Annotated in this window: 24 protein-coding genes; 13 read left to right on the top strand and 11 right to left on the bottom strand. The window is 53.9% G+C overall.

Annotated features, from left to right (window positions below; genetic code table 11):
• Positions 1 to 21 precede the first annotated feature (21 nt).
• The 8 genes from KKH3_RS20550 to KKH3_RS20515 all read right to left on the bottom strand — a co-directional run bounded on the left by KKH3_RS20550 (position 22) and on the right by KKH3_RS20515 (position 9,709).
• Positions 22 to 384 (bottom strand): YibL family ribosome-associated protein, encoded by a 363-nt coding sequence (locus KKH3_RS20550; protein WP_039363992.1) that lies wholly within the window; start codon positions 382 to 384, stop codon positions 22 to 24.
• A 159-nt stretch (positions 385 to 543) separates the two neighbouring features.
• A complete protein-coding gene (locus KKH3_RS20545) occupies positions 544 to 1,128 on the bottom strand; it encodes an MltR family transcriptional regulator (protein WP_167371729.1) in 585 nt (194 codons plus the stop codon).
• Positions 1,129 to 1,227: 99 nt separating this feature from the next.
• Positions 1,228 to 2,376 carry a mannitol-1-phosphate 5-dehydrogenase gene (locus KKH3_RS20540; protein WP_039363986.1) on the bottom strand — a complete coding sequence of 383 codons (1,149 nt, stop codon included), beginning with the start codon at positions 2,374 to 2,376 and terminating at the stop codon, positions 1,228 to 1,230.
• Between the two features lie 61 nt (positions 2,377 to 2,437).
• Positions 2,438 to 4,348: a PTS mannitol transporter subunit IICBA gene (locus KKH3_RS20535; protein WP_039363983.1), complete on the bottom strand. Its 1,911-nt coding sequence runs from the start codon at positions 4,346 to 4,348 to the stop codon at positions 2,438 to 2,440.
• Positions 4,349 to 4,784: 436 nt separating this feature from the next.
• Entirely contained in the window at positions 4,785 to 5,501 is a 717-nt protein-coding gene (locus KKH3_RS20530) for a DUF3053 domain-containing protein (RefSeq protein ID WP_039363980.1), read from the bottom strand.
• Positions 5,502 to 5,781: 280 nt separating this feature from the next.
• Positions 5,782 to 7,851 carry a glycine--tRNA ligase subunit beta gene (gene glyS / locus KKH3_RS20525; protein WP_039363977.1) on the bottom strand — a complete coding sequence of 690 codons (2,070 nt, stop codon included), beginning with the start codon at positions 7,849 to 7,851 and terminating at the stop codon, positions 5,782 to 5,784.
• Positions 7,852 to 7,860: 9 nt separating this feature from the next.
• The gene (glyQ, locus tag KKH3_RS20520) at positions 7,861 to 8,775 is read right to left on the bottom strand and encodes a glycine--tRNA ligase subunit alpha (RefSeq protein WP_010286428.1); all 915 of its coding nucleotides are present in this window, start codon (positions 8,773 to 8,775) and stop codon (positions 7,861 to 7,863) included.
• A 127-nt stretch (positions 8,776 to 8,902) separates the two neighbouring features.
• Complete coding sequence (locus KKH3_RS20515; protein WP_039363972.1) at positions 8,903 to 9,709, bottom strand: sulfite exporter TauE/SafE family protein; 807 nt, start codon at positions 9,707 to 9,709, stop codon at positions 8,903 to 8,905.
• Positions 9,710 to 10,075: 366 nt separating this feature from the next.
• Here KKH3_RS20515 and KKH3_RS20510 point away from each other — a divergent pair, with 366 nt between their 5' ends.
• The 3 genes from KKH3_RS20510 (at position 10,076) to ghrB (ending at position 12,224) form a co-directional block, all read left to right on the top strand.
• Positions 10,076 to 10,639: a DNA-3-methyladenine glycosylase I gene (locus tag KKH3_RS20510; RefSeq protein ID WP_039363970.1), complete on the top strand. Its 564-nt coding sequence runs from the start codon at positions 10,076 to 10,078 to the stop codon at positions 10,637 to 10,639.
• Positions 10,636 to 11,064: an N-acetyltransferase gene (locus tag KKH3_RS20505; protein WP_039363968.1), complete on the top strand. Its 429-nt coding sequence runs from the start codon at positions 10,636 to 10,638 to the stop codon at positions 11,062 to 11,064. The genes KKH3_RS20510 and KKH3_RS20505 overlap by 4 nt, the downstream gene beginning before the upstream one ends.
• 197 nt (positions 11,065 to 11,261) lie before the next feature.
• Positions 11,262 to 12,224, top strand: a complete 963-nt coding sequence (gene ghrB, locus KKH3_RS20500; RefSeq protein WP_039364399.1) for a glyoxylate/hydroxypyruvate reductase GhrB — start codon at positions 11,262 to 11,264, stop codon at positions 12,222 to 12,224.
• Positions 12,225 to 12,336: 112 nt separating this feature from the next.
• On the opposite strand, the gene KKH3_RS20495 is transcribed toward ghrB, so the two are convergent.
• A complete protein-coding gene (locus KKH3_RS20495) occupies positions 12,337 to 13,539 on the bottom strand; it encodes a serine hydrolase domain-containing protein (protein WP_039363965.1) in 1,203 nt (400 codons plus the stop codon).
• Between the two features lie 319 nt (positions 13,540 to 13,858).
• On the opposite strand from KKH3_RS20495, the gene KKH3_RS20490 reads away from it, so the two are divergent.
• The 9 genes from KKH3_RS20490 to KKH3_RS20450 all read left to right on the top strand — a co-directional run bounded on the left by KKH3_RS20490 (position 13,859) and on the right by KKH3_RS20450 (position 23,040).
• Positions 13,859 to 15,496, top strand: coding sequence for a TIGR04028 family ABC transporter substrate-binding protein (locus KKH3_RS20490; RefSeq protein WP_039363962.1), 1,638 nt, complete (start codon positions 13,859 to 13,861; stop codon positions 15,494 to 15,496).
• A gap of 27 nt (positions 15,497 to 15,523) precedes the next feature.
• Positions 15,524 to 16,468, top strand: coding sequence for an ABC transporter permease (locus tag KKH3_RS20485; protein WP_010296559.1), 945 nt, complete (start codon positions 15,524 to 15,526; stop codon positions 16,466 to 16,468).
• Positions 16,465 to 17,325, top strand: a complete 861-nt coding sequence (locus tag KKH3_RS20480; protein WP_039363957.1) for an ABC transporter permease — start codon at positions 16,465 to 16,467, stop codon at positions 17,323 to 17,325. Before KKH3_RS20485 ends, KKH3_RS20480 begins: the two co-directional genes overlap by 4 nt.
• Positions 17,322 to 19,025 (top strand): dipeptide ABC transporter ATP-binding protein, encoded by a 1,704-nt coding sequence (locus KKH3_RS20475; RefSeq protein WP_039363954.1) that lies wholly within the window; start codon positions 17,322 to 17,324, stop codon positions 19,023 to 19,025. The genes KKH3_RS20480 and KKH3_RS20475 overlap by 4 nt, the downstream gene beginning before the upstream one ends.
• Position 19,026: 1 nt before the next feature.
• Positions 19,027 to 20,061 carry a putative FMN-dependent luciferase-like monooxygenase gene (locus KKH3_RS20470; RefSeq protein ID WP_039363951.1) on the top strand — a complete coding sequence of 345 codons (1,035 nt, stop codon included), beginning with the start codon at positions 19,027 to 19,029 and terminating at the stop codon, positions 20,059 to 20,061.
• The gene (locus tag KKH3_RS20465; RefSeq protein WP_039363948.1) at positions 20,058 to 21,191 is read left to right on the top strand and encodes an alkylhydroperoxidase domain protein; all 1,134 of its coding nucleotides are present in this window, start codon (positions 20,058 to 20,060) and stop codon (positions 21,189 to 21,191) included. Before KKH3_RS20470 ends, KKH3_RS20465 begins: the two co-directional genes overlap by 4 nt.
• Positions 21,192 to 21,377: 186 nt before the next feature.
• A complete protein-coding gene (locus KKH3_RS20460; RefSeq protein ID WP_039363945.1) occupies positions 21,378 to 21,704 on the top strand; it encodes a helix-turn-helix domain-containing protein in 327 nt (108 codons plus the stop codon).
• Positions 21,689 to 22,003, top strand: a complete 315-nt coding sequence (locus KKH3_RS20455; RefSeq protein WP_039363942.1) for a HipA N-terminal domain-containing protein — start codon at positions 21,689 to 21,691, stop codon at positions 22,001 to 22,003. Before KKH3_RS20460 ends, KKH3_RS20455 begins: the two co-directional genes overlap by 16 nt.
• The gene (locus KKH3_RS20450) at positions 22,000 to 23,040 is read left to right on the top strand and encodes a type II toxin-antitoxin system HipA family toxin (RefSeq protein WP_039363940.1); all 1,041 of its coding nucleotides are present in this window, start codon (positions 22,000 to 22,002) and stop codon (positions 23,038 to 23,040) included. The genes KKH3_RS20455 and KKH3_RS20450 overlap by 4 nt, the downstream gene beginning before the upstream one ends.
• Positions 23,041 to 23,099: 59 nt before the next feature.
• Here the strand turns inward: KKH3_RS20450 and KKH3_RS20445 are convergent, their stop codons facing one another.
• Positions 23,100 to 23,723, bottom strand: coding sequence for a LysE family translocator (locus tag KKH3_RS20445; RefSeq protein WP_039363936.1), 624 nt, complete (start codon positions 23,721 to 23,723; stop codon positions 23,100 to 23,102).
• Positions 23,724 to 23,995: 272 nt separating this feature from the next.
• On the opposite strand from KKH3_RS20445, the gene dsbG reads away from it, so the two are divergent.
• Positions 23,996 to 24,751, top strand: a complete 756-nt coding sequence (gene dsbG, locus KKH3_RS20440; protein ID WP_039363933.1) for a thiol:disulfide interchange protein DsbG — start codon at positions 23,996 to 23,998, stop codon at positions 24,749 to 24,751.
• A 34-nt stretch (positions 24,752 to 24,785) separates the two neighbouring features.
• Here the strand turns inward: dsbG and KKH3_RS20435 are convergent, their stop codons facing one another.
• A complete protein-coding gene (locus KKH3_RS20435) occupies positions 24,786 to 25,691 on the bottom strand; it encodes a siderophore-interacting protein (protein ID WP_039363929.1) in 906 nt (301 codons plus the stop codon).
• Positions 25,692 to 25,698: the final 7 nt, after the last annotated feature.

Here is a 25,698-nt window from a genome sequence, read left to right as displayed (position 1 = left end):
CAGTTGCGCAGAGAAGAAACCTCAGAATGGTTTCGGCGCGAAGCCTGTCATCTCTTTTAAACCCATCTCGCGCCCCAGTGCCGTCATCGGGTGCACCACCACCAAACCGCGAACGCTTTTCTTCAGCGTCCCCATATCAGCCTGCTCTTTTTTAGTAATCGCACGGTTGAAAGGCAGGTTCGCCAGTTTCTGCGCTTCTTTGCTGAGTTTCTGTTCTCTCACGTTACGCAGGCGCTCGATTTCAGCCGTTAGCTTCGCGCAGGCCTCCATATTGAGGGCAATTGCTTCAGCATCACCTTGTTCCAGCAGCGTGGTCTGCTTACGCGTCAGCTTATCCAATTGGTCGCTAAGGCGTTTGATCTCTGCTTTTTCCTGCTCTTTCATAAAAGATAACCTATATAACGGGAGAATAATGCGGGGCACAGCATACACTATACGCTAAATAATTCGAGTTGTTGAAAGACCCGCCACACCCATGCCGCTTGAAGGATGACGAGTATAAACGCCAGACATGACGCCGTGGCGTAATAAAGCGGAATGGGATTAAAACGCCTTTTTCAGACTGATTTGCGCAATCAATGCGGTCAGGGATAGCACCAGCGTGGAGCGCACCATCTGTTGATAGCGCTGCTGCTGCATACTCACCAGAAGCGGATCGACGGCATCTGTCCCCGGCGGTAAGGCGGGTTGTGTAGGCAACGCCGCCACGCAGTGCAGCTCACCGACAGGCCCCAGAATTTCATCATCGGTAAAACGGTAATGCCGATCGTCCTGTGCCAGTTCTTCGCCCAGCGCCATTAACAGTTCCGCATCTTCGTACTCTTTACGGCTGATCATTCCCAGGCCATAAATCAGTTTCAGGCGCACGGAAAGGTCGCCCAGCGGGCCCGTTCCCGTCATCAGAGGTTCAACAGCATATTTCACTGCATAGTCGTCTTTACGGAAAACCTGCAACATCAGGATACTGACCGCTTCCGCCAGCAGCTCAACGGCGCAGAGCATAAAGTCGCGCACGGTCTTCCCTGAGTTCAGTGCTTCCAGAACCCGGTTTTCAAACGCCTGTGTTTCTTCCATCGTCACTTCTCGACCCTTTAACCCCGCCCGCAGCCTACCCCATCTCGGCAGCATGCTTACCGGCAGGTGTGGCGACATCCTATCCCCGACGTCGCCCGTATACCTTACACCGTGTCGAAAAGACCACACCTGCCTGATGACGAGACGCGCCGATTACTGCATGGCGTTATACACATTCACTGCTTGCGCGACAACCTCGCTGTCAGCATCCAGGCCAGAAATCTGCACCAGCGCCGCCTGCGGTCCCTGAGTACGGATTAACTCAGCCAGTTCCAGCGCCTGCGGATCTTGTTCACTGCGATAATGCATCGCGGCAGCAATGCCAGTCATCAGGTTGTCATGCGGCAAATGGTATTCCAGCGTGCCAAGCAGCGGCTTGATCAAACGGTCGCCTGCACTCAGCTTGCGCAGCGGCTGACGGCCAACGCGCTCTACATCATCGTGCAGATGGGGGTTTTCAAAGCGGCTGAGGATCTTGTTGATATAGGCAGCGTGCTTATCCGCATCAAAACCGTAGCGCTTGATGAGTACCGCACCGCTCTCTTCCATTGCGCCTTTGACCACGGCTCTGACTTTCGGATCGAGAATCGCATCGCGGATCGTTTGATGACGCGCCTGCTGGCCGAGGTAGGCCGTAATCGCATGGCCGGTGTTCAGCGTGAAGAGCTTACGCTCAACAAATGCCATCAGATTATCGGTCAGTTCCATACCAGGAATCGCTGGCGGCTCACCGCAGAACTGGGTTTTATCGACAATCCATTCGCTGAAGGTTTCTACCGTCACCGCCAGTACATCGTCGCTACCAGCTTCGGAAGGCGGCACGATGCGATCCACCGCGGAATCCACGAACCCCACATGCTCAACAACCCATTCCTGATGGCCTTCCGGCAGCAGTTTCAACACATGCTGTTTTAACTGGCTGGTGCCACGCACCATATTTTCACAGGCGATAATGTTCAACGGCCGGGTATTGCCGTCGTGATGACGCTTAACCAGCCCCTGAGCGATAGTTCCGGCGATTTTTTCCAGAATCTGCGGCCCCACAGCGGTCGTCACCAGATCGGCTACGGCGATCAGCGCGACGGCCTCCTGGCTGCCGCTATGAACGGCACTCACGTTGCTGACGGTATCAATGCGCGTGTTATCACCGACAATCCGCACCGTGTAGCTTTTACGGCTGTTCAGGGCATCCAACAGCGGCTGATTGACGTCAGCGAATGTCAGTTCGACGTTGGCATCGGCCAACAATTTCCCAATAAACCCACGGCCAATATTACCTGCGCCAAAATGTAATGCTTTCATGAGACATAACCTTAAAAAAACATAAAAAGAGGCCGCCCGAAGGCGGCACTAGCCACATCAATTAGGCACTCTTTTTACCGGAGAGTAAGTCGAGTACTTCCTGAACATCCAGGGTGTGCGCCAGACGTTCAATGACGGCATCATCATCCAGTGCGTTGGTCAGACTGGTGATGACCTGAATATGTTCGTTGTTGCGGGCAGCAATACCGATAACCAAACGCGCAACCTCATCTTCTTCATCGCCAAAGCGAACGCCTTCAGGATATTGGCAGAAGACAACGCCCGTTTTCAGCACGCGGTCTTTCGCTTCAATCGTACCATGCGGCACGGCAATCGATTCGCCCAGATAGGTGGACGTCAGTTTTTCACGTTCCAGCATCGCTTCAACATACGCAGGCTCAACATAGCCGCCTTTCACCAGCTGTTCACCCGCGAAACGGATTGCCTGCTCTTTGTCTGTTGCATGCTGATTCAGGAACACATTGCCTGCACCTAGTTGGAACAGATTAGTCTGTGCATCGGCAACAGCAGGTGCTGGCGTCGCAACGGCCTCAGACTTCACCGCACCCTGCGCGGCCACAAGACGGGCTGCCAGATCGCTATACAGACCGCTATCAAGGAAGTTGGTCAATGAGATGTGCTGTGCCTGCGGCGCATGACGCATCGCACGCTCGGTCAGATCGCGGTGCGTAATCACCAGATCGACATCGTCCGGCAGGCTATTGATCGCGCTGTTGGTCACCGAAATATTGGCCAGCCCGGCATCCTGAACTTTCTTACGCAGCACACCAGCACCCATCGCGCTGGAACCCATACCGGCGTCACACGCGACGATGATTTTACGCACAGTGCTCATATCACCGCTGACACCGACGTTAGTCGCCGCCGTGCCTTTAGAAGACGCTTTCATTTCCTGCATGCGGCGCGTTGCGTCGCTCAGATCTTCTTCTTTTTGCTTCGTGCTTTTCAGCAGAATCGCCGACACGATGAAGGACACCGCAAAAGCCGCAGCAATAGCCGCAAGGTTAGCGAAGTAAGCGCCTTTTGGCGTCATCGCCAATACCGCCAAAATGGAGCCAGGAGACGCAGGAGAAACCAAACCGCCACCCAGCACGCTCAGCGTAAACACGCCGGTCATCCCGCCCAGAATCACCGCGATAATCAGACGCGGATTCATCAGCACGTAAGGGAAGTAGATTTCGTGAATCCCGCCCAGGAAGTGGATAATCGCCGCACCCGGTGCTGATTCTTTCGCGTTGCCACGACCAAAGAACATGTAAGCCATCAGCACGCCCATACCCGGGCCTGGGTTCGCTTCGATCAGGAAGAAAATAGATTTGCCGGTTTCCGTCGCTTGCTGAATGCCCAGCGGTGAGAAGATACCGTGGTTGATGGCGTTGTTCAGGAACAGAATTTTCGCCGGTTCAACGAAGATAGAGGTAAACGGCAGCAGGTTGTTCTGTACCATCAGGTTAACGCCGGAAGCCAGCACCTGAGAGAAGACTTCAACCAGCGGACCAATTGCCAAAAACGACAGGATTGCCAACAACATACCGATGATACCGGCAGAGAAGTTGTTGACCAGCATTTCAAAGCCGCTCTTGATTTTACCGTCGACCATACGGTCAAAACGTTTGATCGTCCAGCCGCCCAACGGGCCCACAATCATGGCACCGAGGAACATCGGGATATCGGTCCCGACGATCACACCCATCGTTGTAATGGCACCCACGACACCACCACGCTCACCGAATACCAGACGTCCACCGGTATAACCAATCAGCAATGGCAGCAAATACGTAATCATCGGACCGACGAGCTTCGCCAACGTTTCATTGGGGAACCAGCCGGTGGGGATAAACAGCGCGGTAATAATACCCCAGGCGATAAAGGCGCCAATGTTGGGCATCACCATATTGCTGAGGAAGCGACCAAAGTTTTGCACTTTGATCTTAATATCTGGTGAAAGCATAAAAACACACCCCTATTGAAACGCGCTGACAATAAGAGCGCGTGGTCATTATCGTGAGACGGAGTGGCAATAAAACACCGATTACCACAAGAATACTTCCGTCATTATTACTGTATGCAGCGCGGACTCTAACACGCTGTTTTCATACCGCAACTCCACGGCGGTAATGTGACAAAAATCACACAACCACCCTACATCAACGATACAAATAGGTGATTTACTTCACAAAAAACCATTAAAAATGAAAAACTAAACAGATTTTTAGACAAACACAGCGCCCTATATGTGATTTGAATCACACTTTCAAACCCCGCCTTTGTTTTATTTATGTGATGTTAATCACAATTTATTTTCACCCTCTCACCAACCGCGTTCATCTTATCCAGAATACCTCTCCGCCATATCGCATCGTTAACGCGTTGGGACATGGACTCTGCTAGGGATAATTCACGCCATTTATCCCTCTGAGCGCATTCATGACATTCTGCTGCTGCACGGGTAACGCCGCCACCATACTGTTATATTGCGCCACCTGCTGCGGCGTACGGAATTGCACAGACGCGCCATTAAACACGGCCTGATCGCCCTGAGCCTGAAGGAAGTCACCGATCTGAATCAGGTTCTGTGCAAATGCAATCGCATTCGGAATCGCGGGTAACAGCGCGTTGGTGGGCTGTAGTACCGTGCGTGCATACAACCGCTCATAGGGTATTTGCACCTCTTCAGGCTGTTTTAACGTTCGGTGGGCATTGTCTGCCTGCACTTTTGCTGCCTGCACATGCTGGCTCAAAAGGTTCATCGTCCCAATGGATTGCCGCAGATCATCACGCTGTGTCAGATAGTCTTTAGGGACGCGAATACGGGAAATTTGCCCCAGCATCGGCGTTAAACTGCCGGACACCGCCTGATTAAACTGCTGAGAAAAGGTGGTTAAGATCGCATAATCGTTGGCAAAATTGCCAAAGTTCTTCTTTTGCTCTTCCGTCAATGTCGGCAGCCTTCCATCCTGCTGCGACTGTACGCTTTGCAGGAACGCAACGAATGCCTTCCGTTGATCGGCTTCGCTATCACCACAGGCAGCCAACTGCAATGCCGCTAAAATAACCAGAACTGGCAGTAGCCAGCGTGAACGGTACGTCATCAACCTTTTCATTCCCTACTCCTGTTATGCTTACTGCCCCGCCAACCGTTGCTTTACTCAGACAAAACACGCTGACGACGGATTTTCCATGACAAGATTTTCTACGACATAAGCATAGTCGAATCAGGCTGGCTGTGTAGAAATAGGCCAGGTTTGACAACGAATACCGATTGTTCAAGCATCGAGATACACGAGGCGACCACAGGGGTGAGGCGTTCTGTAATGCAGAAAAAAATAGCCCCCGAACAGGAAAACCTATTCGGGGGCTGAGATGATAGTGGTGCTATCGTCGTTATTGCAGGACGGAAATATCCGCAACCTGCAAGAACAGTTCGCGCAGTTGGCTCAGCAGCGTCAGGCGGTTCACACGAACCTGCTCATCTTCCGCCATGACCATCACCTGATCGAAGAATGCATCGACAGGCTCACGTAATGAGGCCAGTTCAACCAGCGCTTCCTGATAGCGACCTTCAGCGAACAGCGGCGTCAGCTTGTCACGCAGCACGACAAGGTGCGTTGCCAGCGTAATTTCCGCCGCATCTTTCAATACGGCAGCGTTAACGCTCTCATTCAGCGTATCGGTAGACTTCGCCAGAATGTTGGAAACACGCTTGTTAGCCGCTGCCAGCGCCGCTGCGGCATCCAGTGAACGGAAGTGGCTGACGGCTTTCACGCGGGCATCGAAATCAGCCGGACGGGTAGGACGACGCGCCAATACCGCCTGAATGGTATCCACGCTGTGGCCTTCTTCCTGATACCAGGCGCGGAAGCGGCCGAGCATGAACTCAATCACGTCATCCACAACCTTGGCGTTAGACAGCTTATCGCCATACAAACGCACGGCTTCTTCGGTCAGCGTCTGCAAATCGAGCGGCAGACGCTTTTGGACGATGATGCGCAGTACACCGAGGGCGGCACGACGCAGCGCAAACGGGTCTTTGTCGCCTTTCGGGTGTTGCCCGATGCCAAAAATCCCTGCCAGCGAATCCATCTTGTCGGCAATTGCCAGCGCGCACGCCACCGCAGAAGACGGTAATTCGTCACCGGCAAAGCGAGGCTGATACTGCTCATTCAACGCAACAGCAACATCTTCCGCTTCGCCATCATGACGCGCATAGTGCATCCCCATCACGCCCTGCGTGTCGGTGAATTCGAACACCATGTTGGTCATCAGATCACACTTCGACAGCAGACCGGCACGCTTTGCGTGATCCACATCGGCACCAATCTGACCAGCAACCCAGCCAGCCAACGCCTGAATACGGTCAGTTTTGTCGCGCAATGAACCTAACTGCTGCTGGAACAAGACGGTTTCCAGACGCGGCAAGTGATCTTCCAAACGCTTCTTACGGTCGGTATTGAAGAAGAACTCGGCATCAGCCAGACGCGGACGCACCACTTTTTCGTTACCGGAAATAATCTGCTGTGGATCTTTGGATTCGATATTGGCAACAAAGATGAAGTTAGGCAGCAGATTGCCGCTGTTGTCGTAAACCGGGAAATACTTCTGGTCACCTTTCATGGTGTAAACCAGTGCTTCGGACGGCACAGCGAGGAATTTTTCTTCAAATTTCGCAGTCAGCACCACTGGCCATTCCACCAGCGAGGTGACTTCTTCCAGCAGGCTGTCGCTCAGATCGGCATTACCACCAATCTTGCGTGCGGCTTCTTCTGCATCGGCTTTGATTTTCGCTTTACGCGCATCGTAGTCGGCGACGACTTTACCGCGCTCCAGCAGAATCTGCGGATACTGTTCGGCGTTATCGATCGTAAATTCAGCTTCCCCCATAAAGCGGTGACCGCGAATAGTACGAGCGGAATCGATACCCAATACCTTACCGGGAATCAGTTCTTCACCCAGCAGCATCGTTACGGTGTGCACCGGACGCACAAACTGCGTTTCTTTGTCGCTCCAGCGCATCAATTTTGGAATCGGCAGCTTCGATAATGCGGTGTTTACCATGCCAGCCAGCAGCGCCTGCGCCTGTTCGCCTTTCGCGTGGGCGCGGTACAGCAGCCACTCGCCTTTATCGGTCGTCAAACGTTCAGCTTGCTCAACGGTGATGCCACAGCCACGCGCCCAGCCTTCTGCTGCTTTGGTCGGTTTACCTTCTGCATCAAACGCTTGTGAAATCGCCGGACCCCGTTTTTCTACTTCACGATCGGGCTGAGATGCGCTTAAGCGTGCCACTTTCAGCGCCAGACGGCGCGGCGCGGCAAACCAGCTTACGTCACCGTGTGCCAGGTTGGCGGCATCCAGCTCCGCCGTGAAATTCGCGGCAAAGGATTCTGCCAGATTACGGAGAGCCTTCGGCGGCAGCTCTTCCGTGCCAATTTCCACCAGAAAAGTCTTGTCAGTCATCGCTGCCTCTTAGCTCTCTTTCTTATTACACATCGGGAAACCCAGCGCCTCACGCGAGGCATAGTAAGCTTCCGCAACCGCTTTGGTCAGGGTACGAATACGCAGAATGTAGCGCTGGCGTTCGGTAACCGAGATCGCTTTACGCGCATCCAGTAGGTTAAAGCTGTGCGCCGCTTTCAGAATGCGTTCGTAAGCCGGTAAAGGCAGCGGTTTTTCCAGCGCGAGCAGATGCTGCGCTTCTTTCTCATATTGCTCAAAGCAGCTGAACAGGAAATCGACATCAGCGTGTTCAAAGTTGTAGGTCGATTGCTCGACTTCGTTTTGATGGAACACGTCGCCGTAGGTGGTTTTCCCTAACGGACCATCGCTCCAGACCAGATCGTAAACGCTATCGACGCCCTGAATGTACATCGCCAGACGTTCCAGACCGTAGGTGATCTCACCGGTCACGGGTTTGCATTCCAAACCGCCAACCTGCTGGAAGTAGGTAAACTGCGTGACTTCCATACCGTTCAGCCAGACTTCCCAGCCCAGGCCCCATGCGCCCAGCGTTGGGTTTTCCCAGTTGTCTTCCACGAAGCGAATATCGTGAATGGTCGGATCCATGCCCAGCTCTTTCAGAGAACCGAGATACAGCTCCTGAATATTGTCCGGTGATGGCTTAATGACGACCTGAAACTGGTAATAGTGCTGTAAGCGGTTCGGGTTTTCGCCGTAGCGCCCATCGGTCGGACGACGAGAAGGCTGCACATAAGCAGCGGCCATCGGTTCTGGCCCCAGTGCCCGCAGGCAGGTCATTGGATGTGAAGTGCCTGCGCCGACTTCCATGTCCAATGGTTGAACAATGGTGCAGCCCTGGCGAGCCCAGTAATCCTGTAACGTCAGGATCAGGCCCTGAAAGGTCTTGGTATCAAACTTTTGCATGTTGGATTCGCGCGCGATACAAGTGGATTTATAAGGAATGCGCCAGTATACCCTCTGACCGCAAGATATACAGCCAGAATGCGGCAACAAGTGCAAATCCCCCGTCATCATCTTTCAAATTTCAGGATCAGCCTGAAAAAACGGTCTGCAACATTTTCAGGCTCAGCAGCAGCAGTAGCGCGGCAAAGGCCTTTTTCAGCGTCGCGACAGGCAGACGGTGCGCCAGACGGGCACCAACGGGCGCGGTGAAGAAGCTGACGGCAGAAATCAAGAGAACAGCGGGCAGCGATACATAGCCGACGCTGTAGTCAGGCAACCCAGTCGCCGACCAGCCGTTAATCATGTAGCCCAGCGCGCCGGAAAGGGCAATGGGTAACCCAACCGCCGCCGATGTGCCAATCGCCTGCTGAATACGGACGTTGCACCACGTCAGAAACGGCACGGTGAGCGACCCGCCGCCGATAGCCACCAGCGCCGAAATACTGCCAATCACCAATCCCGCCAGCGAAACGCCTGCCGTACCGGGCAACTGGCGCTGCGGTTTTGGTTTGATATTCAGCACCATTTGCAGCGAAACGTAGGCCATAAAGCAGGAAAAAAAGATCGCCAGCGCCCGCGTCGGCAACAACGTTGCCAGCCAGGTGGCAGCGAATGTTCCGATCAGGATGGCAGGCGTAATCCGCACCACCACAGGCCACAGCACTGCCTGATGCTGATGATGCGTCCGCAGGCTGGAAATGGCCGTGACGACGATCGCCGCCATTGACGTTCCCAATGCCAGATGTACCAAATGCGTATTATCTACACCTTGCGCGGCAAACAGCGCTGTCAGCACTGGCACCATAATGCCGCCGCCGCCAATGCCCAATAATCCCGCCATAAAACCTACCACCGCGCCTAATGCCAGATAGGCTGCTATCCACTCTACTGCCATTCCCTGTACCCCTGTCTCTGTCTATACCCGTCATACTTCAACCTGCTTGTGCGTTGGCTGCCCTTACTCACCCCAGTCACTTACCTGAGTAAGCTCCTGGGGACTCGCGCGGTTGCCGCCTTCACGCAACTCGAATTATTTAGGGTATTGCTTTTCTTATGATCGATTAAACAGCCTTGAGCTGTTGGCAAAGCATTATTCACGATTCCGCGACGACTTTCCGCCCCATCCGTAAACGACTTTTCATATCTGCGAGCACGCCCGCAAAACACTGGTTGCATATACAGCACCGTAAATGCCATGATCGAAGCCTACTTGTAACAGACTGCCTTACAATGAACAGCTCACCCTCATCAGGAGAAAGGTATGCAACGCTGCGGCTGGGTTACACAAGACACCTTATATCAGGATTACCACGATAACGAGTGGGGGAAGCCCTGCACCGACAGCCAGAAGCTGTTTGAGTTACTGTGTCTGGAGGGCCAGCAGGCCGGTCTTTCCTGGATCACCGTCCTGAAAAAACGCGAAGGCTATCGTCGTTGCTTCCACCAGTTCGATCCTGAGAAAGTGGCACAGATGACACAGGATGACGTGGACCGGTTGGTGCAGGACAGCGGCATTATCCGCCATCGCGGAAAAATCGAGGCGATTATCACCAATGCAAAAGTGTGGGTGGCGATGGAAAGTCAGGGTGAGAGCTTCTCGCACTTCATTTGGTCTTTTGTCGAACACCAACCGCGTCTCAATCACCCGGCTTCGCTCGCAGAGGTTCCCGCCAAAACGGACGTTTCAGATGCCATGTCAAAAGCCCTGAAGAAACGTGGCTTCAAATTTATCGGTTCAACCATCTGTTATGCCTTCATGCAGACGGGTGGATTGGTCAACGACCATGTCACCGACTGCTTTTGTCATCAGGAAAGCAGTTCATGATCCGTCCTTACCGCGGCCGTGATCTTGAGCCATTGATGCAGCTCTGGCTAAAAAGCACCATTCTGGCACACCCGTTTATTCGTGAAGATTACTGGCGAGAAAGCGCCAGCGCGGTACGTGAGATCTATATTCCCCAGTCGCAAACCTGGGTTTATGAAGAGCAAGGAAGCCTCATCGGCTTTATCTGCGTGCTGAAAGAACGGTTCATTGGCGCGCTGTTTGTGGAACAAGCCTATTATGGAAAGCAGATTGGTACAGCGCTGATCCAGCATGTTCAGGCACAGTACCCCTTACTCAGTCTGGAGGTGTATCAGCAGAATACGCGCGCCTGCCGGTTCTACCATAAGCAAAGGTTTGTCGTCGTTGAGGAAAACGTCAATCAGGATACACAGGCCACGGCGCTGATCATGCAGTGGACGAAATAGGGGGGCTCCCTCGGGTTTAATAGATCACCTCTGAGTCATCGACTCAACGGGATATCAGTACATCGTGCAAATCCCCCATTAATCGCGGTTAACCTTGGGCAGATGCGGGGGCGGTATCACTTGCAGTCTCTCGCCAGCTACGCGATTATTCCATGAGCTATTTCTACGTTAACTTCCTTAATCTGCTGGAGTTTGTGATGAAACCTAGCGTTATCCTGTATAAAAAAGTGTCTGACGATCTACGTGCGCGTTTAGACCAACACTTCACCGTCACTGAACTTGACGCCTTTCCCTCACTCGATCACCCAGCCTTGGCAACGGCCGAAGGCATCATTGGTTCCGGCGGCAAGGTCGATAAAGACTTCCTGCAACACGCACCGCGTTTACGCGCGGCTTCCACCATTTCAGTGGGTTACGACAACTTTAACGTCGACGCGCTGAATGAAAAAGGGGTGATTCTCATGCACACCCCAACCGTGCTGACAGAAACCGTGGCGGATACGGTTCTTGCACTGATGCTCGCCAGCGCACGCCGGGTCGTGGAAGTGGCTGAGCGGGTTAAAGCGGGTGAATGGAAAGGGGGGGTCGGCAGCGACTGGTTTGGCACTGACGTTCACCATAAAACTATCGGTATTCTGGGGATGGGTCGTATCGGTCTGGCCGTCGCACAACGCGCCCACTTTGGTTTCAGCATGCCGGTTCTGTACAACGCACGCCGCCATCACGCCGAAGCGGAGCAGCGTTTCAATGCCCGTCACTGCGATCTCGATACGCTATTAGCCGAGTCTGATTTCCTCTGTATCACGCTGCCGCTGACGGCAGAAACTCACCATCTGATTGGCCGCGAACAGCTGGCAAAAATGAAACCCAGCGCCATTTTGATTAATATCGGTCGCGGTGCCGTCGTAGATGAAGAGGCACTGACGGAAGCCTTGGTGAAAGGAACGATTCAGGCCGCAGGTCTGGATGTTTTCGTCAAAGAACCGTTGCCTGTCGATTCTCCCCTGCTGGATTTACCCAACGTCGTCGCGCTACCACACATCGGTTCCGCAACGCACGAAACGCGCTACGACATGGCCGCCTGTGCCGTTGATAACCTGATTGCCGCCCTGAGCGGTCAGGTAAAAGAAAACTGCGTGAATCCGCAGGTTTTGAAATAGAGCCAGGTCATCATCGCTAAGCGTTTGTTTTCAAAATGCCCTTCACGCTCCAGTCACGATGTTTGCTGCGTTTCTGGAGACGTGCGGGTCGGATTATGTAGAGAACCGATTTTTAAATCTTACACACGCCCTGATAATGGATTGCCTGACCAATACGCGAGATCAGTGTATGACCGAGGTTATTATCCCAATTGAAGCTATTTTGCAGAACGACCACGGCAATACGATTCTGGCGATCTAACCCGATATAACTTGAATAACCGCCAATATATCCCACCTGATAGGTAATATGTTGTGTGCCAACCTCATCAGTAATCCAGGCAATATTGGCAGCCTGTTTGGTGCGGTTGTAATACGTTTTCATTGAATCGTTTATGGCTTCGTCCAGCGCGTAATAGCCCGTCGGATAAATATGTGCACGAGCAAATTTCAATAGATCATTGGCACTGGTATACAAACTGGCGGCACCTACCATATTGGAAGAAAAGTGCCAGTCAGGTATCGGCTTACCACGCAGAATAAATTTAGGCTGATCGCCAGCGTGACCAATCGCTCGGTAGGGAAAGCGCGTTAATTTTTGTGGGGTAAAACTGGTGTTTTCCAGTCTTAAAGGTTCGATAATAGTTTCATTAACCAAACGATCAATGGATTCGCCCGTTTTCAGTTGTAGAACATACCCCAGAATGGCATAGCCAAGATTTGAATACGTCGGCGTTGGATTCGTCGGTACCGTAAAGTCAGCCAAATAATCCAATACCCGATCGTCATCCAATAGCGTATAGAAGTTATTCCCGGTAAATAGATACTCGGCAAAAAGCCCCAGCATCTGCATATTCATCATCTGCCGAGGTAAGCCCGACGTGTGGGTAACCAACTGTAGTAACGTGATCTTTTTTGCACTGTCGCTTAAGAGAATATGAGCAGGCAGGAGTTCTTCAAGCGTATTTTCCCAGCGCAATATGCCCCGCTTTACCAGAATGCCGGTGGTTTCCGCCATAAACCCTTTACTCACCGACCCAACGGCAAACAGGGTATCTCCCGTAATGGGATAACGGTGATCGCGATCCGTAAAACCATATCCCCAACTGCGCATCGTTCCATCAGCCGTTAGCACCCCGACAACCAAGCCCGGTATCGCTTTTTGTTTAAGGAAAGGAACGGCCAGACTATCGACCTCAGCGGTTAAATCTTGATTGCAGGCAAGCCGCACAACATCGGCATCCGATTCATCAATAGACATATTTGATAATGCGCCACACCCTGAAAGCGTCAATAATGCTGCCGTGCCTAGCGGAAAGCGAAAGCGTAAACGCATAATAAAAATATCTTAAATTGACTATACGGGCGTTGAATTTTTTCGATCTTAAAAGGTTCACTTAAAAAGCACTATCAATATATTTCACCCCACTTAACGATGTCCCAATTCATTAACGTTATTCCCTTTCTTTCTACCTAAAACTGGATAACCAATACCGGTATTGTTCTTTGCTGTTTCCTACCTCCTATGGAAGTATCGGCTGTAACGAGCGGTTAACGTCTTCTGCTGTATTCCCCGTATCAGGACGTAATCGACACGCATATTCACCTGATAAAAAACAAATTTAATAAAAACCATCACATGTAGGAAAACCATCGTGGCGACTTTTTTGCATCCTCATCAGAAACTCACTATTTTTGCCTCATTGTTCCTTCTGGGTGGTGCGCTAGGCGCACAGGCAGCGGACGACGCGCCGAAAATCGGCGGTACGCTGGTTTATCTGGAACAGCAGGCGCACACCAATCTCTATACCCCCGCAGGCGGGTTTTATCCGAACGGCGGCATTCTCAACCAGATCACCGATAAACTGACATACCAGAACCCGGAAACACTGGAAATCGAACCGTGGGTTGCAGAATCCTGGACCGTCAATGCGGATAACACGGAATACACATTCAAGATTCGTCCCGGCATTACCTTCTCTGACGGCACCCCGCTGGATGCCAACGCGGTAGCGAAAAATTTTGATACCTACGGATTAGGAAATACGGCGCTCAACCAGCCGATTTCAGAAGTCATCAATAACTACCTGCGCAGTGAAGTTATCGACCCGCTCACGGTGAAGTTTTACTTTAAGAAGCCGTCTCCGGGCTTCCTGCAAGGCACGTCGGCCATCGGTTCTGGTCTGGTATCCCTCAGTACGCTTGAGCGCAATTTCAATCAGTTAGGCAATGCCAAAAACATTATCGGCTCTGGCCCGTTTGTGGTGAGCAGCGAGAAACTGGGGCGCGAACTGAAACTAACCGCCCGTAAGGATTACAACTGGGCGCCGGTTAAATCGAAGCATCAGGGACGTGCCTATCTGGACGGCATTACCTATCTGGTCACCCCAGAAGATAGCGTGCGTATTGGCGCGCTGGTATCAGGTCAGGCGGACTTCATTCGTCAGATTCAGGCCTATGATGAGAAGCGGGTACAGAGTCAGGGCTTCAATCTTTATGCGCCACCGACACGCGGCGTGAATAACAGCGTGGTTTTCCGCCCAGATAACCCGCTGGTCGCTGATATTCGCGTGCGTAAAGCGCTGCTGCACGCCACCAATACCAAAGAGATCATTGATACGCTGTTCTCAGACAACTACCCACAAGCCACGTCACCGCTGGCTAAAACCGCCGCAGGCTATGTCGATCTCTCCAGCAAGCTCACGTTCGATCCCACACAGGCCAACAAGCTGTTAGATGAGGCTGGCTGGAAAACCGGTTCACAGGGATTACGGCAAAAAGACGGCAAAACGTTGGAGCTAACCGCCTATGAATCCCTGCCGCAACCGCAGAACAAAGAAACGCTGCAACTGGTTTCTCAACAGTGGGCAAAAGTCGGCGTGAAGCTGAATGTACTAGCGGGGGATGCTGGCAGCAAAACCGTGGATAGCCTCGACCCGCTGAAAACTGGCGTAGCGCCAGCGATGGTAGGCCGTGCCGACCCGGATGTGCTGAAAAGCCAATATTACCCGACGGTACGCAACGTTCTGCTGCAAAAAGGCGGCTCCAGCGACAAGGTGAACACCTTTGTCGATACGCACCTAAATACGCTGCTGGATGGCATCGCCGCTGAAACCGACCGCAGCAAGCGACTGGCACTGGTTGGCGAAGTGCAGAGCTACCTGATCGATCAGGCCTATGTCATTCCTATTTTTGAAGAGCCGCAGGTGTTTGCAGGCGCGCCCACCACAAAAGGCATCGCGTTTGAAGCCGTTGGTCGCCCCAGCTTTTACAACACCTGGCTGGATAAGTAACACAGAAGAAAGAGGGAGGAGATCATCATGAACCGATATCTGGCACTGCGCATCGGTCAGGCACTGCTCGTCCTGTGGGCGGCATTCACCCTGTCTTTTATCCTGCTTCAGGCGATGCCAGGTGATGCGGTACTGATCAAGTTTCAAAACCCAGAGCTCGGCCTGAGCGCCGAGCAGATCGCGCAGCTGCGTTTATCCTACGGCGCCGATACGCCTGTACTCACACAATATTTTCATGCGATAGCCCAGATACTGCGTGGCGATCTCGGTCTCTCTCTTCAGGCTGGCGTGCCGGTCACCGAGCTTATCGCCGCCAATCTGCCACCGACGCTGCTACTCGCGGTGCTGGGTTTCATCGCCGCCGGGCTGTTGGCGTTCGCCCTCGCGTTCTTATCAACGCTGACGCCGTTTCAGTGGCTGCGCACCGCACTGCAATCGCTGCCATCGCTGTTTATTTCCGTGCCAACCTTCTGGCTCGGCATTGTGTTGATTCAGATCTTCTCTTTCCGTCTGGGGCTGATTCCGGTGATTAACCCCGGCGAATGGGAAGGGCTGATTTTGCCGGTTCTCACACTGGCGCTGCCAATCTCCGCCCCGCTCGCTCAGGTGCTGATGCGCAGCATCGATCAGGTGCAAACCCAGCCGTTTGTTGCCGTCGCCCGTGCGAAAGGCGCCAGCCGCAGCGGCGTGCTCTGGCGACATATCGCCCGTAACGCGATGCTGCCCACGCTGACCATCGCCGGTTTGCTGTTGGGTGAGCTGATTGCGGGGGCGCTGATTACCGAAACCGTGTTTGGGCGTAACGGGCTCGGCCAGTTGACACAGGAAGCCGTGAACTATCAGGACAGCAGCGTGTTACAGGCCATCGTACTGATTTCCGCCGCCGCCTTTGTCGTCGTCAATCTGGTCGTCGACCTGCTCTATCCCCTTCTCGATCCGCGCCTGAAAAGAACGCCAGGAGCCACGCTATGACTACCGTACCACTGGAAAAAATCACGTTTCCTCTTCTGCGCAAGCGGCCGCTTCTGCGTCGCTACGCCTTTCAGCCGGGGCTGGCGCTGGCCTGGCTGGTCATGCTGACCGTCGTACTCTGGGCACTGTTTCCCGGCTGGTTTACCAGCTATAGCCCGACGGAAGGCATCGCGGGCGCACAGCGGCTGGCACCTGACGCCGACTACTGGCTCGGCACCGACCAACTGGGGCGCGACCTCTATGCGCGCATTGTTTATGGCGCGGTGCACTCGCTTTCAGGCGCCTTTATCGCCGTCGGTCTGGGTCTGGTGCTCGGTTGCCTGTTCGGCCTGTTGGCGGGTGCCGTTGGCGGCTGGCTGGATAGCATCGTGATGCGCAGCATTGATGTCTTACTGGCTATTCCCGGCCTACTGCTGGCGCTGAGCGTTATCATCCTATTGGGTTTCGGCACGGTTAACGCCGCGATTGCCGTAGGTGTCACCTCCGTCGCCAGCTTTACCCGTCTGGTGCGTTCAGAGGTGTTGCGCGTACGCCATAGCGATTATGTCGAAGCCGCCTATGGCAGCGGCGGTACTTTTTTCAGCGTGCTGTGGCGACATATTCTGCCGAATTCACTGACCACCGTTTTCGCCTTTGCCGCTCTGCAATTCGGCAGCGCGATTTTGGCCATCTCCACACTCAGCTTCCTCGGCTACGGCGCACCACCGCCCACGCCGGAATGGGGATTGCTGATTGCCGAAGGCCGCAACTATATCGCAACCGCCTGGTGGCTAACCACCTTCCCCGGCCTGATTGTCGTGTTAGTTGTGCTGTCCGCCAACCGTATCAGCCAGTCGATCAGGAGGACGGAACGATGAGCCTGTCAGCCAGCTTACAAACCAGCGCAGCCGTGCCTGTGTTAGCTCTGGAGAACGTTACGATTGCCTATCGCAGTGACGATCGTGAGCAGACTGTGGTCGAAGGCGTCTCTTTTCATATTCAGCCCGGTGAAGTGGTGGCGCTGGTGGGGGAATCCGGTTCAGGGAAAACCACCACCGCGCAGGCCGTCATCGGTTTACTGGCCGAGAATGGCAGGCTAACGCGTGGGGCTATTCGCTTGAACGGCGTGGATATCAGCGGCTGGTCGCAGAAGCGGCTGGACAGCGTACGCGGTGCGCAGATCAGCCTGATCCCACAGGATCCCACCAGTTCCCTGAATCCAGTGCAGACCATCGGCGAGCAAGTGGACGAGATTCTGCGGATTCATCAGCGGGAAGATCGCCAGAGCACTCGCCGGAAAACGCTGGCGCTGCTGGAACGCGTGGGGCTAAACCAGCCGGAACTGCGGGCGAAGCAGTATCCGCACGAGCTGTCCGGCGGCATGAAACAGCGCGTCCTGATCGCCATTGCGATTGCGTTGAAGCCCGCGCTGATTATTGCTGACGAACCTACCAGCGCACTGGATGTCACGGTGCAGAAACGTATTCTCGATCTGCTTGATGAACTACGGCGCGAAAATGGCACAGCGGTGCTGTTCGTCACCCACGATCTGGGCGTCGCCGCCGAACGTGCCGATCGCCTGCTGGTTTTCCAGAACGGCTACATTCAGGAGCAAGGCCCAACGCTTGAGGTACTAAGTGCGCCGTCAAGCCACTATGCGCGCACGCTGCTGGCGAATGTTCCGTCGCTAAACCCAAGCCCACGTCCACAACGTGCCAACACATCGGAATCTGACATTATTGTCTCGGTCGAAAATCTGGTGCAGACCTTTCCCCTGTCAGGCCGTAAAGGTGAACATTTTCGGGCGGTGGATGACGTCTCTTTCAGCGTGGCGCGCGGCACAACGCACGCCATTGTGGGCGAATCCGGTTCCGGTAAAACCACCACGGCGCGCAGCCTGCTCGGGTTCCATCATCCCAGCGACGGGCGCATTCTGATCGACGGCGCCGACATCACCCACCTGAAAGGTGAAGCGCTGCGTCAGTTCCGGCAGAAAATTCAGTTGGTCTATCAAAACCCTTTTGGCTCACTCGATCCGTCACAGCGGTTATATGACATCGTCGAGGAACCGCTGCGCAATTTTAATCGCCATACCGCTGCGCAGCGGGAGCGAAAAATTCATGAGATGTTCGAACGCGTTGCCCTACCCGTCGCGCTGCTATCACGCAAGCCGCGTGAACTGTCCGGCGGTCAGCGCCAACGTGTCGCCATCGCCCGGGCGCTGGTGTTGGAACCACAGGTACTGGTGCTGGACGAAGCGGTTTCCGCACTGGATGTCACCGTGCAGGCGCAGATTCTACGTTTACTGACTGAGCTACAGGAATCACTGGGGTTGACGTACCTGTTCATTTCGCACGATTTAGCGGTAGTACGCCAAGTCGCCGACACCGTTTCCGTGCTGTACCACGGCAAGCAGCTTGAATCCGGCCCGGTGGAACAGATCTTCGCCCAGCCCGAACATCGCTATACCCGTGAACTCATCGAGGCCATCCCCGGACAGCAACATCCGGCTTTTGCCCGCTTTCACCCTCCCCACATTCACACTGAACCCACATTCGCACTAAACCAAGGACTGTAGAATGGCAACGAAACGTCTGGGATTTTTTACGCGGTTGCTGGATGACGCTTCCGCCCAGCAACGCTATCGGCTGGCAACGGAACAGATCGTCAAAGCAGAACAATTAGGCTTCGACAGCGCCTGGGTCGCACAGCACCACTTTCACGCCGATGAAGGCGGGCTGCCTTCACCGCTGGTGTTTCTGGCGCTGGTCGCCGCACAGACCCAACGCATCCAGCTCGGTACTGGCGTGATTACGCTGCCGATGGAAGAACCGTTACGCGTAGCGGAAGATACCGCCGTGCTCGATTTACTCAGCAACGGCAGGCTGGAAGTCGGCGTGGGTTCCGGCGGCACGCCGTCCTCATTCGCCGCGTTCGGCCATGACAGCACACAGCGCGGACAAATCCTCGGGCGTTATCTGGAAAAGCTGCGCGCCGCGTGGCGGGGGGAAGCATTGAGCGAAGACGGTAATCGGCTTTACCCTGCCGCCCCACATTTGGATAAACGCGTCTGGCAAGCCACATTTTCCATCGAAGGTGCCGAGCGTGCCGGTAAAGCGGGCGATGGCCTGATGCTTTCCCGTACCCAGCCGCGCCCAGAACATTTCCCGGACGCCACGCTCGCCGACTTACAAAACCCGATGATCGACGCTTATCTGGCCGCGCTGCCCGCTGGCGTCGCCCCACGCATTCTCAGCTCGCGCAGCGTTTTCGTGGCTGACGATCGTCAGCTGGCGCTGAGTCTGGCAGAGAAAGGGCTTAATCGCTCCGCTGCCCGTTCCGGTACGTTCCGCCCGATCCCTCACGACTCGGTAGAGGCGCTGATCGCCTCCTTCGATAGCCATGTCGGTACCGCGCAGGATGTGATTGCGTCACTGCGGGCTGACAGCTCGCTGGAACGCGCAACCGATGTGACATTCCAGGTGCATTCCATCGATCCGCCGCACGCGCTAATCCTTCGTTCGCTTGAACTGATTGCGACTCAAGTTGCCCCCGCTCTGGGCTGGAAGCCCGCCGTCAAACAGAAAAGCCCGATCGGGCAGGAGATTGCATGACGCACACTAACACGCTACACACCCATGACGTACTGGATGCGCTGGCTGAAATCAGCCCAGATTCCACTCTCGCGGCAGCCAGAAAAACCCGCGATGCGGCAACCCGCCATACCCAAGGCAGCTACGACGCGCTGTTTAATGTCGACGCCGCAGACAATGCGACATTACCGCTATCGCTGCGCTTCTGGTTTGCGACAAAAATCAGCGGCTGGCAGCAGGATGAGCAGCTACAGCATTTTTATGCCGAGCGGCTGGCGGACTTCCCTGAACCCGAGCTAACACCGGCGCTACAGCTGGCGCTAGATCATGCCGAACGCCTGACGAAAACGCCCGTGCAGGCGGCGGCGCCACACGTCACCGCGCTGGAAAAAGCAGGCTGGTCAGTAGACGATATCGTGACGCTATCGCAGCTCATCGCGTTTGTGAATTTTCAAAGTCGATTGCTGCGCGGCTATCGTCTGATTGCAGGCCATCGTGTCAGCCAACCGCATTCGCAGGCTGCTGTCGCGGGTCAGTGGCATACCCAGCCGCAGACGCACAGCGGTAAGTCTGCGCCACAGGCATTCACTCAGGCGGAACTGGGCTGGGAACCGTGGATCGCCCCCAAACCGCTGGCCGAATTTAATGCGGATGAGCAGGCGATTCTGGCGCGTTTCGGCCACACCGATTCCGACTATTTTCGTCTGCTAGGCCGCAATCTCCCGGTACTGGAACAGCGCACGCTGACGGATAAAGGAATTTTCTATACCGCAGGCGGCCTGCCGCGTAAAGAGCGAGAACTGATCGCCGCCGTCACCAGCAAGGTTAACGGCTGCATCTACTGCGCCTCGGTGCATGCCCGTAAAGCCAGCCAGCTCTCCAAGCAGGACAGCGATGTACAGCGACTATTAGATGTCGTCCCCGGCGGCGATTTGGGCATCGGGCAAAGTCCGCGTTGGCAGGCGATTATCGATTTCTCGGCACGTCTTTCCGCCACGCCCGCACAGGTCAACGCCAACGACCTGAAGCAGTTGCAAGAACAGGGACTGGATACGCTGGAGATTGTCGATGTGGTGCAGTCAGCCGCTTTCTTCTCCTGGGCTAATCGACTGATGCTTACGCTAGGTGAGCCGTTCTGGCCGGAGCATTAATCAGCGTTGCACGATAGAAAATCAGGCGACACGATATCTGCGCCGCCTGATGTTATTTATTTTTAGTGTCATAAATGAGCCAAATTAAGTAAAAACCAACAAGAAAGTATTACATATGGATATTAAGAAAACCTAAGGGCTATACTTAACCGATAATCGGTTATATTTAGAAGGTAGAGTCCATTTATGAACACTCCTGCCACTGCACCAACATTACTAAAGCTCGACGCCATTAGCGAAGCGATCGATGAACTCAGGCATGAACTCGCGCGTAGCGATGCCTCCAGCAAAGAGGTTATGCTGGAAGACCACATTCATTCTCTGGATGTATTTGGCGCACAGCTAAATACGCGGCGTAAGGCACTGGGCATCGAACTCGCTACGCTGGAGCTACAGACTGGCGTATCCCTATCCACGTTAAAGCGCTTATTCAAAGACCCCGCTCAGGTGAAATTTGCCACGGTTTATAGCGTCTGTTCCGCGTTAGGGATAAAACTGTGCGCCGTCAAGTAAAGGTCTACCTTTACGGTGTCCACATCGGCCAGTTAAGTCAGGACGATGACGGTTATCTGTTTGAATATAAAAAGTCCTACATCGGCCCGCCATTATCCTTGAGCCTACCGCTACAGACCGGAACATTTCGCAGCCAGACATTACCGCCTTATTTTGCCTCATTAGCTCCCGAAGGCTGGCTCCGGCGACAGTACAGCAAGCTTCAGCATCTGGATGAGAAGGATTTATTTGGCATCCTCATTCAAAACGGTAAGAACCTGATCGGTGCCGTGCAACTGATCGGGGAGGATAAGCCATGACAAGATGTCGAATTTTGCTGACACCGCTGACACACGAAGAAGAAAGTGCCACAGGCTATAGCCGTAAAGGGTTGAAGCATCTGACGGGATCAATGCACGCTTCCCCGACCTTACGTTTCACCCGACAGCAATTTATGCACGATTTGCCACAAGCACAGAAAGGCATGAGCATCTCTGGCTATCAGCCCAAAATTCAGATGGTATTAGAAGAACGGGCGTTTACCGTCGTTGATCATCAAGGGCTGTACATCCTCAAGCCTTCTCCGAGTGAATTTCCCCATTTGGCAGAAAACGAACATGCCACGATGACGCTAATGGCACGTCTGGGGTTTGCCGTTCCGCCACACGGGTTGCTTCGCTTTAAACCAGAGCAGGCTGATGACGAACCTGAGTTTGCTTTCGTTATTAAGCGCTTCGACCGCGACGAAAAAACGGGCCACCCTATCCATCAGGAACAGTTGGACGGTGCGATGGGGATCGGTGAAAAATTCGGTAAAATACACACGGATGGCAGGCAATACGTCAGTTATGAGCGGTTGGCTTTATTCCTTAGCAAACACGTGAATGACAATATCGTCTTCAAAATAGATCTGTTTCGCCGTATCGCTTACGCCTACATGCTGGGTAACAACGACATGCACCTGCGTAATTTTGGGCTGATACATTCGCGCTCAGGTTCGTTAATGCTGGCGCCGATTTATGATTTTGTTTCCGTCGCCCCCTATCCCACCTATTTTTCTTCCTGCTTCATGGCACTACCTCTGCTGATTCAAGAAGAAGGGGATAAAGCACTCGCGCCAGAATTTGAAACTGCATACGGAGAATATCTTGGTATGGATTTTATTCTGTTCGGACAGCGTATCGGGCTGAGTGAGAACCTGACCAAAAAGCTACTGGCAGACTTCATCAAAGAAGCTGAATGCGTTGAATCAACCTATCGGGATTCCTTTATGCCTGCGGAGGCGATTGATACGACGCTGCGGTGCTATCGACACCGCCTGAATCTTATGAGCATTCTCGATGCAGAAAGGATTTAGTGCTTCAGAATCAAACGTCTTGCTGCGTCACTGCGGGTATCGGTGCTGTGGCGCAGAACTTACCGTCGGGAGAAAGCCAGACGTGCAGCGAACGCTAAAAAAACAACGCCAGTCGTTCGGTCCATCCATTTAACTACCGAACCACGGCGCAAAAAACCCGACAGCGGACGCGTCGCGGCAATCAGTGTAGACGACCACAGCGTGCCGATAACGACATGAATAAGCACCAGCAGATACGTCCACAGCACCACTGAATGGCCAGCCGGGATAAACTGCGGCAGGAATGAAACGTAGAACACACCGATTTTTGGATTTAATACGTTGCCCAGCATGCCACGGATAAACCAGTTCTGCTGCTTCGGTGCGCTCTGTGGCGCAGCCATCACCAGTTCAGTTCTGGGTTTCAGGATCATTTGCAGACCCAGCCAGCAGAGATAGGCAGCACCGCACCATTTCAGGATGTTATAGGCCAGCTCCGATGCGGCAATCAGCGTGCCCAGACCAAACGCTACCATTGCGCCCCAAATCAGGCAGCCAACGTTAATACCAAACGCGGCATGAAAAGCCTTTTTACTGCCTTCAACGGTAGCGGTACGTAAAATCAGCGCGGTATCCAGACCCGGCGTCAGGGTCAGCAAGGTCGCAGCAAACGTAAAAGCCATCAGCGATTCGGTCAGGGTCACGGTAATTCATCACTCCAGCAGGGAAATGCAGCATAAACGCACCATTCTCCACGAGAATGACGCAAGATGGAACGCCACTCTCAGGCGAAATCAATCCTAATTACGTACTGTGCAGAGCCTACCACACCACTCTCTTCGGTCACGCCACGGCAGATCGCATAACGACAGGCCACCATCCGGTTCTGATTCAGGAAGCGTAAATAAACTCCCCTTATTGACACCTCTCCACTAGGCTATCCGGCAAGCATTATCCACGATACAGGCGCAATACCATGATAAAACGCTTCTCCCTCACACTCACCTTATTAACGCTTTCCGCCTCGTCACTGGCGCAAGATGCTCTGCCTGATGCGGTGAAAAACATAGAAAAACAGGGCATTACGATCATCAAGCCGTTCACCGCGCCCGGCGGCGTACAAGGTTGGCTGGGCAGCTATCAGGGAATGGGTGTCACCATCTACTTAACGCCGGATGGTAAACATGCGATTTCAGGCTATATGTATGACGAAAAAGGCAATAACCTGAGCGAAGCGCTGATTCAACAGGAAGTGTATGTACCTGCCGGTCGGGAGATGTGGCAGAAACTACAGCAGGCACCGTTTATCACCGAAGGAGCGAAGGACGCGCCGCGTAAAATCATCGTCTTTGCTGACCCGTTCTGCCCGTACTGCAAACAATTTTGGCAGCAGGCACAGCCGTGGGTAAAAGCAGGAAAAGTGCAGTTGCAAACACTCCTGGTCGGCGTCATTAAACCGGAAAGCGGGCGTTATGCTGCCGCGATTCTTGCCGCCAGCGATCCGGCCAAAGCCTGGCATGAGTATGAACTGTCGAACGGTAAAACGGTGCCCCCGTTCCCCGAGACTTCATCACGCAACATCTGGAATAACATTCAGCATAATCAGCGACTCATGGATGAACTCGGCGCAAACGTCACGCCCGCTATCTATTACCTGAATGATAAGAATGAACTACAGCAAGTGGTTGGACTGCCGGATGAACAACAGTTGGCGGAGATGATGGGGCAATAAGCGCAGGAGGGGATCGCCCTCCTGATGTTATCTTTTAGCGATGCGACCAGTAGGCCATAAAGTTGATCGTCTCTTTATCGAGGTGCCGCTCATCAAGAAGATAGCGGCGTAGCCGTTTGATGGCAGATGATTCCCCCGCTGCCCACGCGTAAAATGGACGATGCGCCGTTGCCCGCTCCCACAGTAGCTCGTCTTCTGGCGTCTCCGGTGCGATCTCATTCCGGTTGGTACAAGCACTGGCGGGAATCTTCACGTCCTGTTGCACCGCAGCCAGCAGGCGTTCGCCCCATACCGTACTGCCCGTTTCCTCACGCGGCAACCAGTGAATCTGCGCAAACGGGAAGTCGCCCGGCGTCACGCAGTCAGCCGCTTTTGGTACTTCAAAAAAAGCCTGCACCGACGGCGGAGAAGGCTGAGTCGCCAGCTGTTCAAGAATCCCCATTGCCGCAGGCAGCGCCGTTTCATCCGCAATCAGCAGCACCTGCTCAACGCCCTCGTGCGGTGCCCACTCATAGCCGCCGCTGTCGCCATCAGCTTCCGCGTTGGGCGCGACAATCTGTAGCGCATCACCCGGCTTAGCGTGACCCGCCCAGCTTGAAGCCGGTCCGGTATCGCCGTGCAACACGAAATCGATTGTTGCCTGCTGTGACTCGCGTGAGACGGAACGCAGCGTATAAGTGCGTAAAGTTGGACGACGCTCGCGCGGCAGTGCCAGATAGTCCTGATACCAGGTATCGCTCACGGCCATTGGGGTCAGATCCCCGCTTTCGCTGGCAAGCAGCAGCTTGATGCGCTGATCCGGCGCGTCCAGTTTCATCTGGCGCACTTCTGGGCCGGTAAACACACAGCGAACCAATGAAGGCGAGAGCAGCGTCTTGCTCTCTAAACGTAAATTGAACAGCCGATAGGCTGAAGACGTTGTACGGGTAGCTAAAGACATAGTGAGA

The organism is Pectobacterium actinidiae (assembly GCF_000803315.1).
Taxonomy (GTDB): Bacteria; Pseudomonadota; Gammaproteobacteria; order Enterobacterales; family Enterobacteriaceae; genus Pectobacterium; species Pectobacterium actinidiae.
Note: the sequence above shows the minus strand (reverse complement) of the source record. Positions and strands in the feature narration are given on the sequence as shown.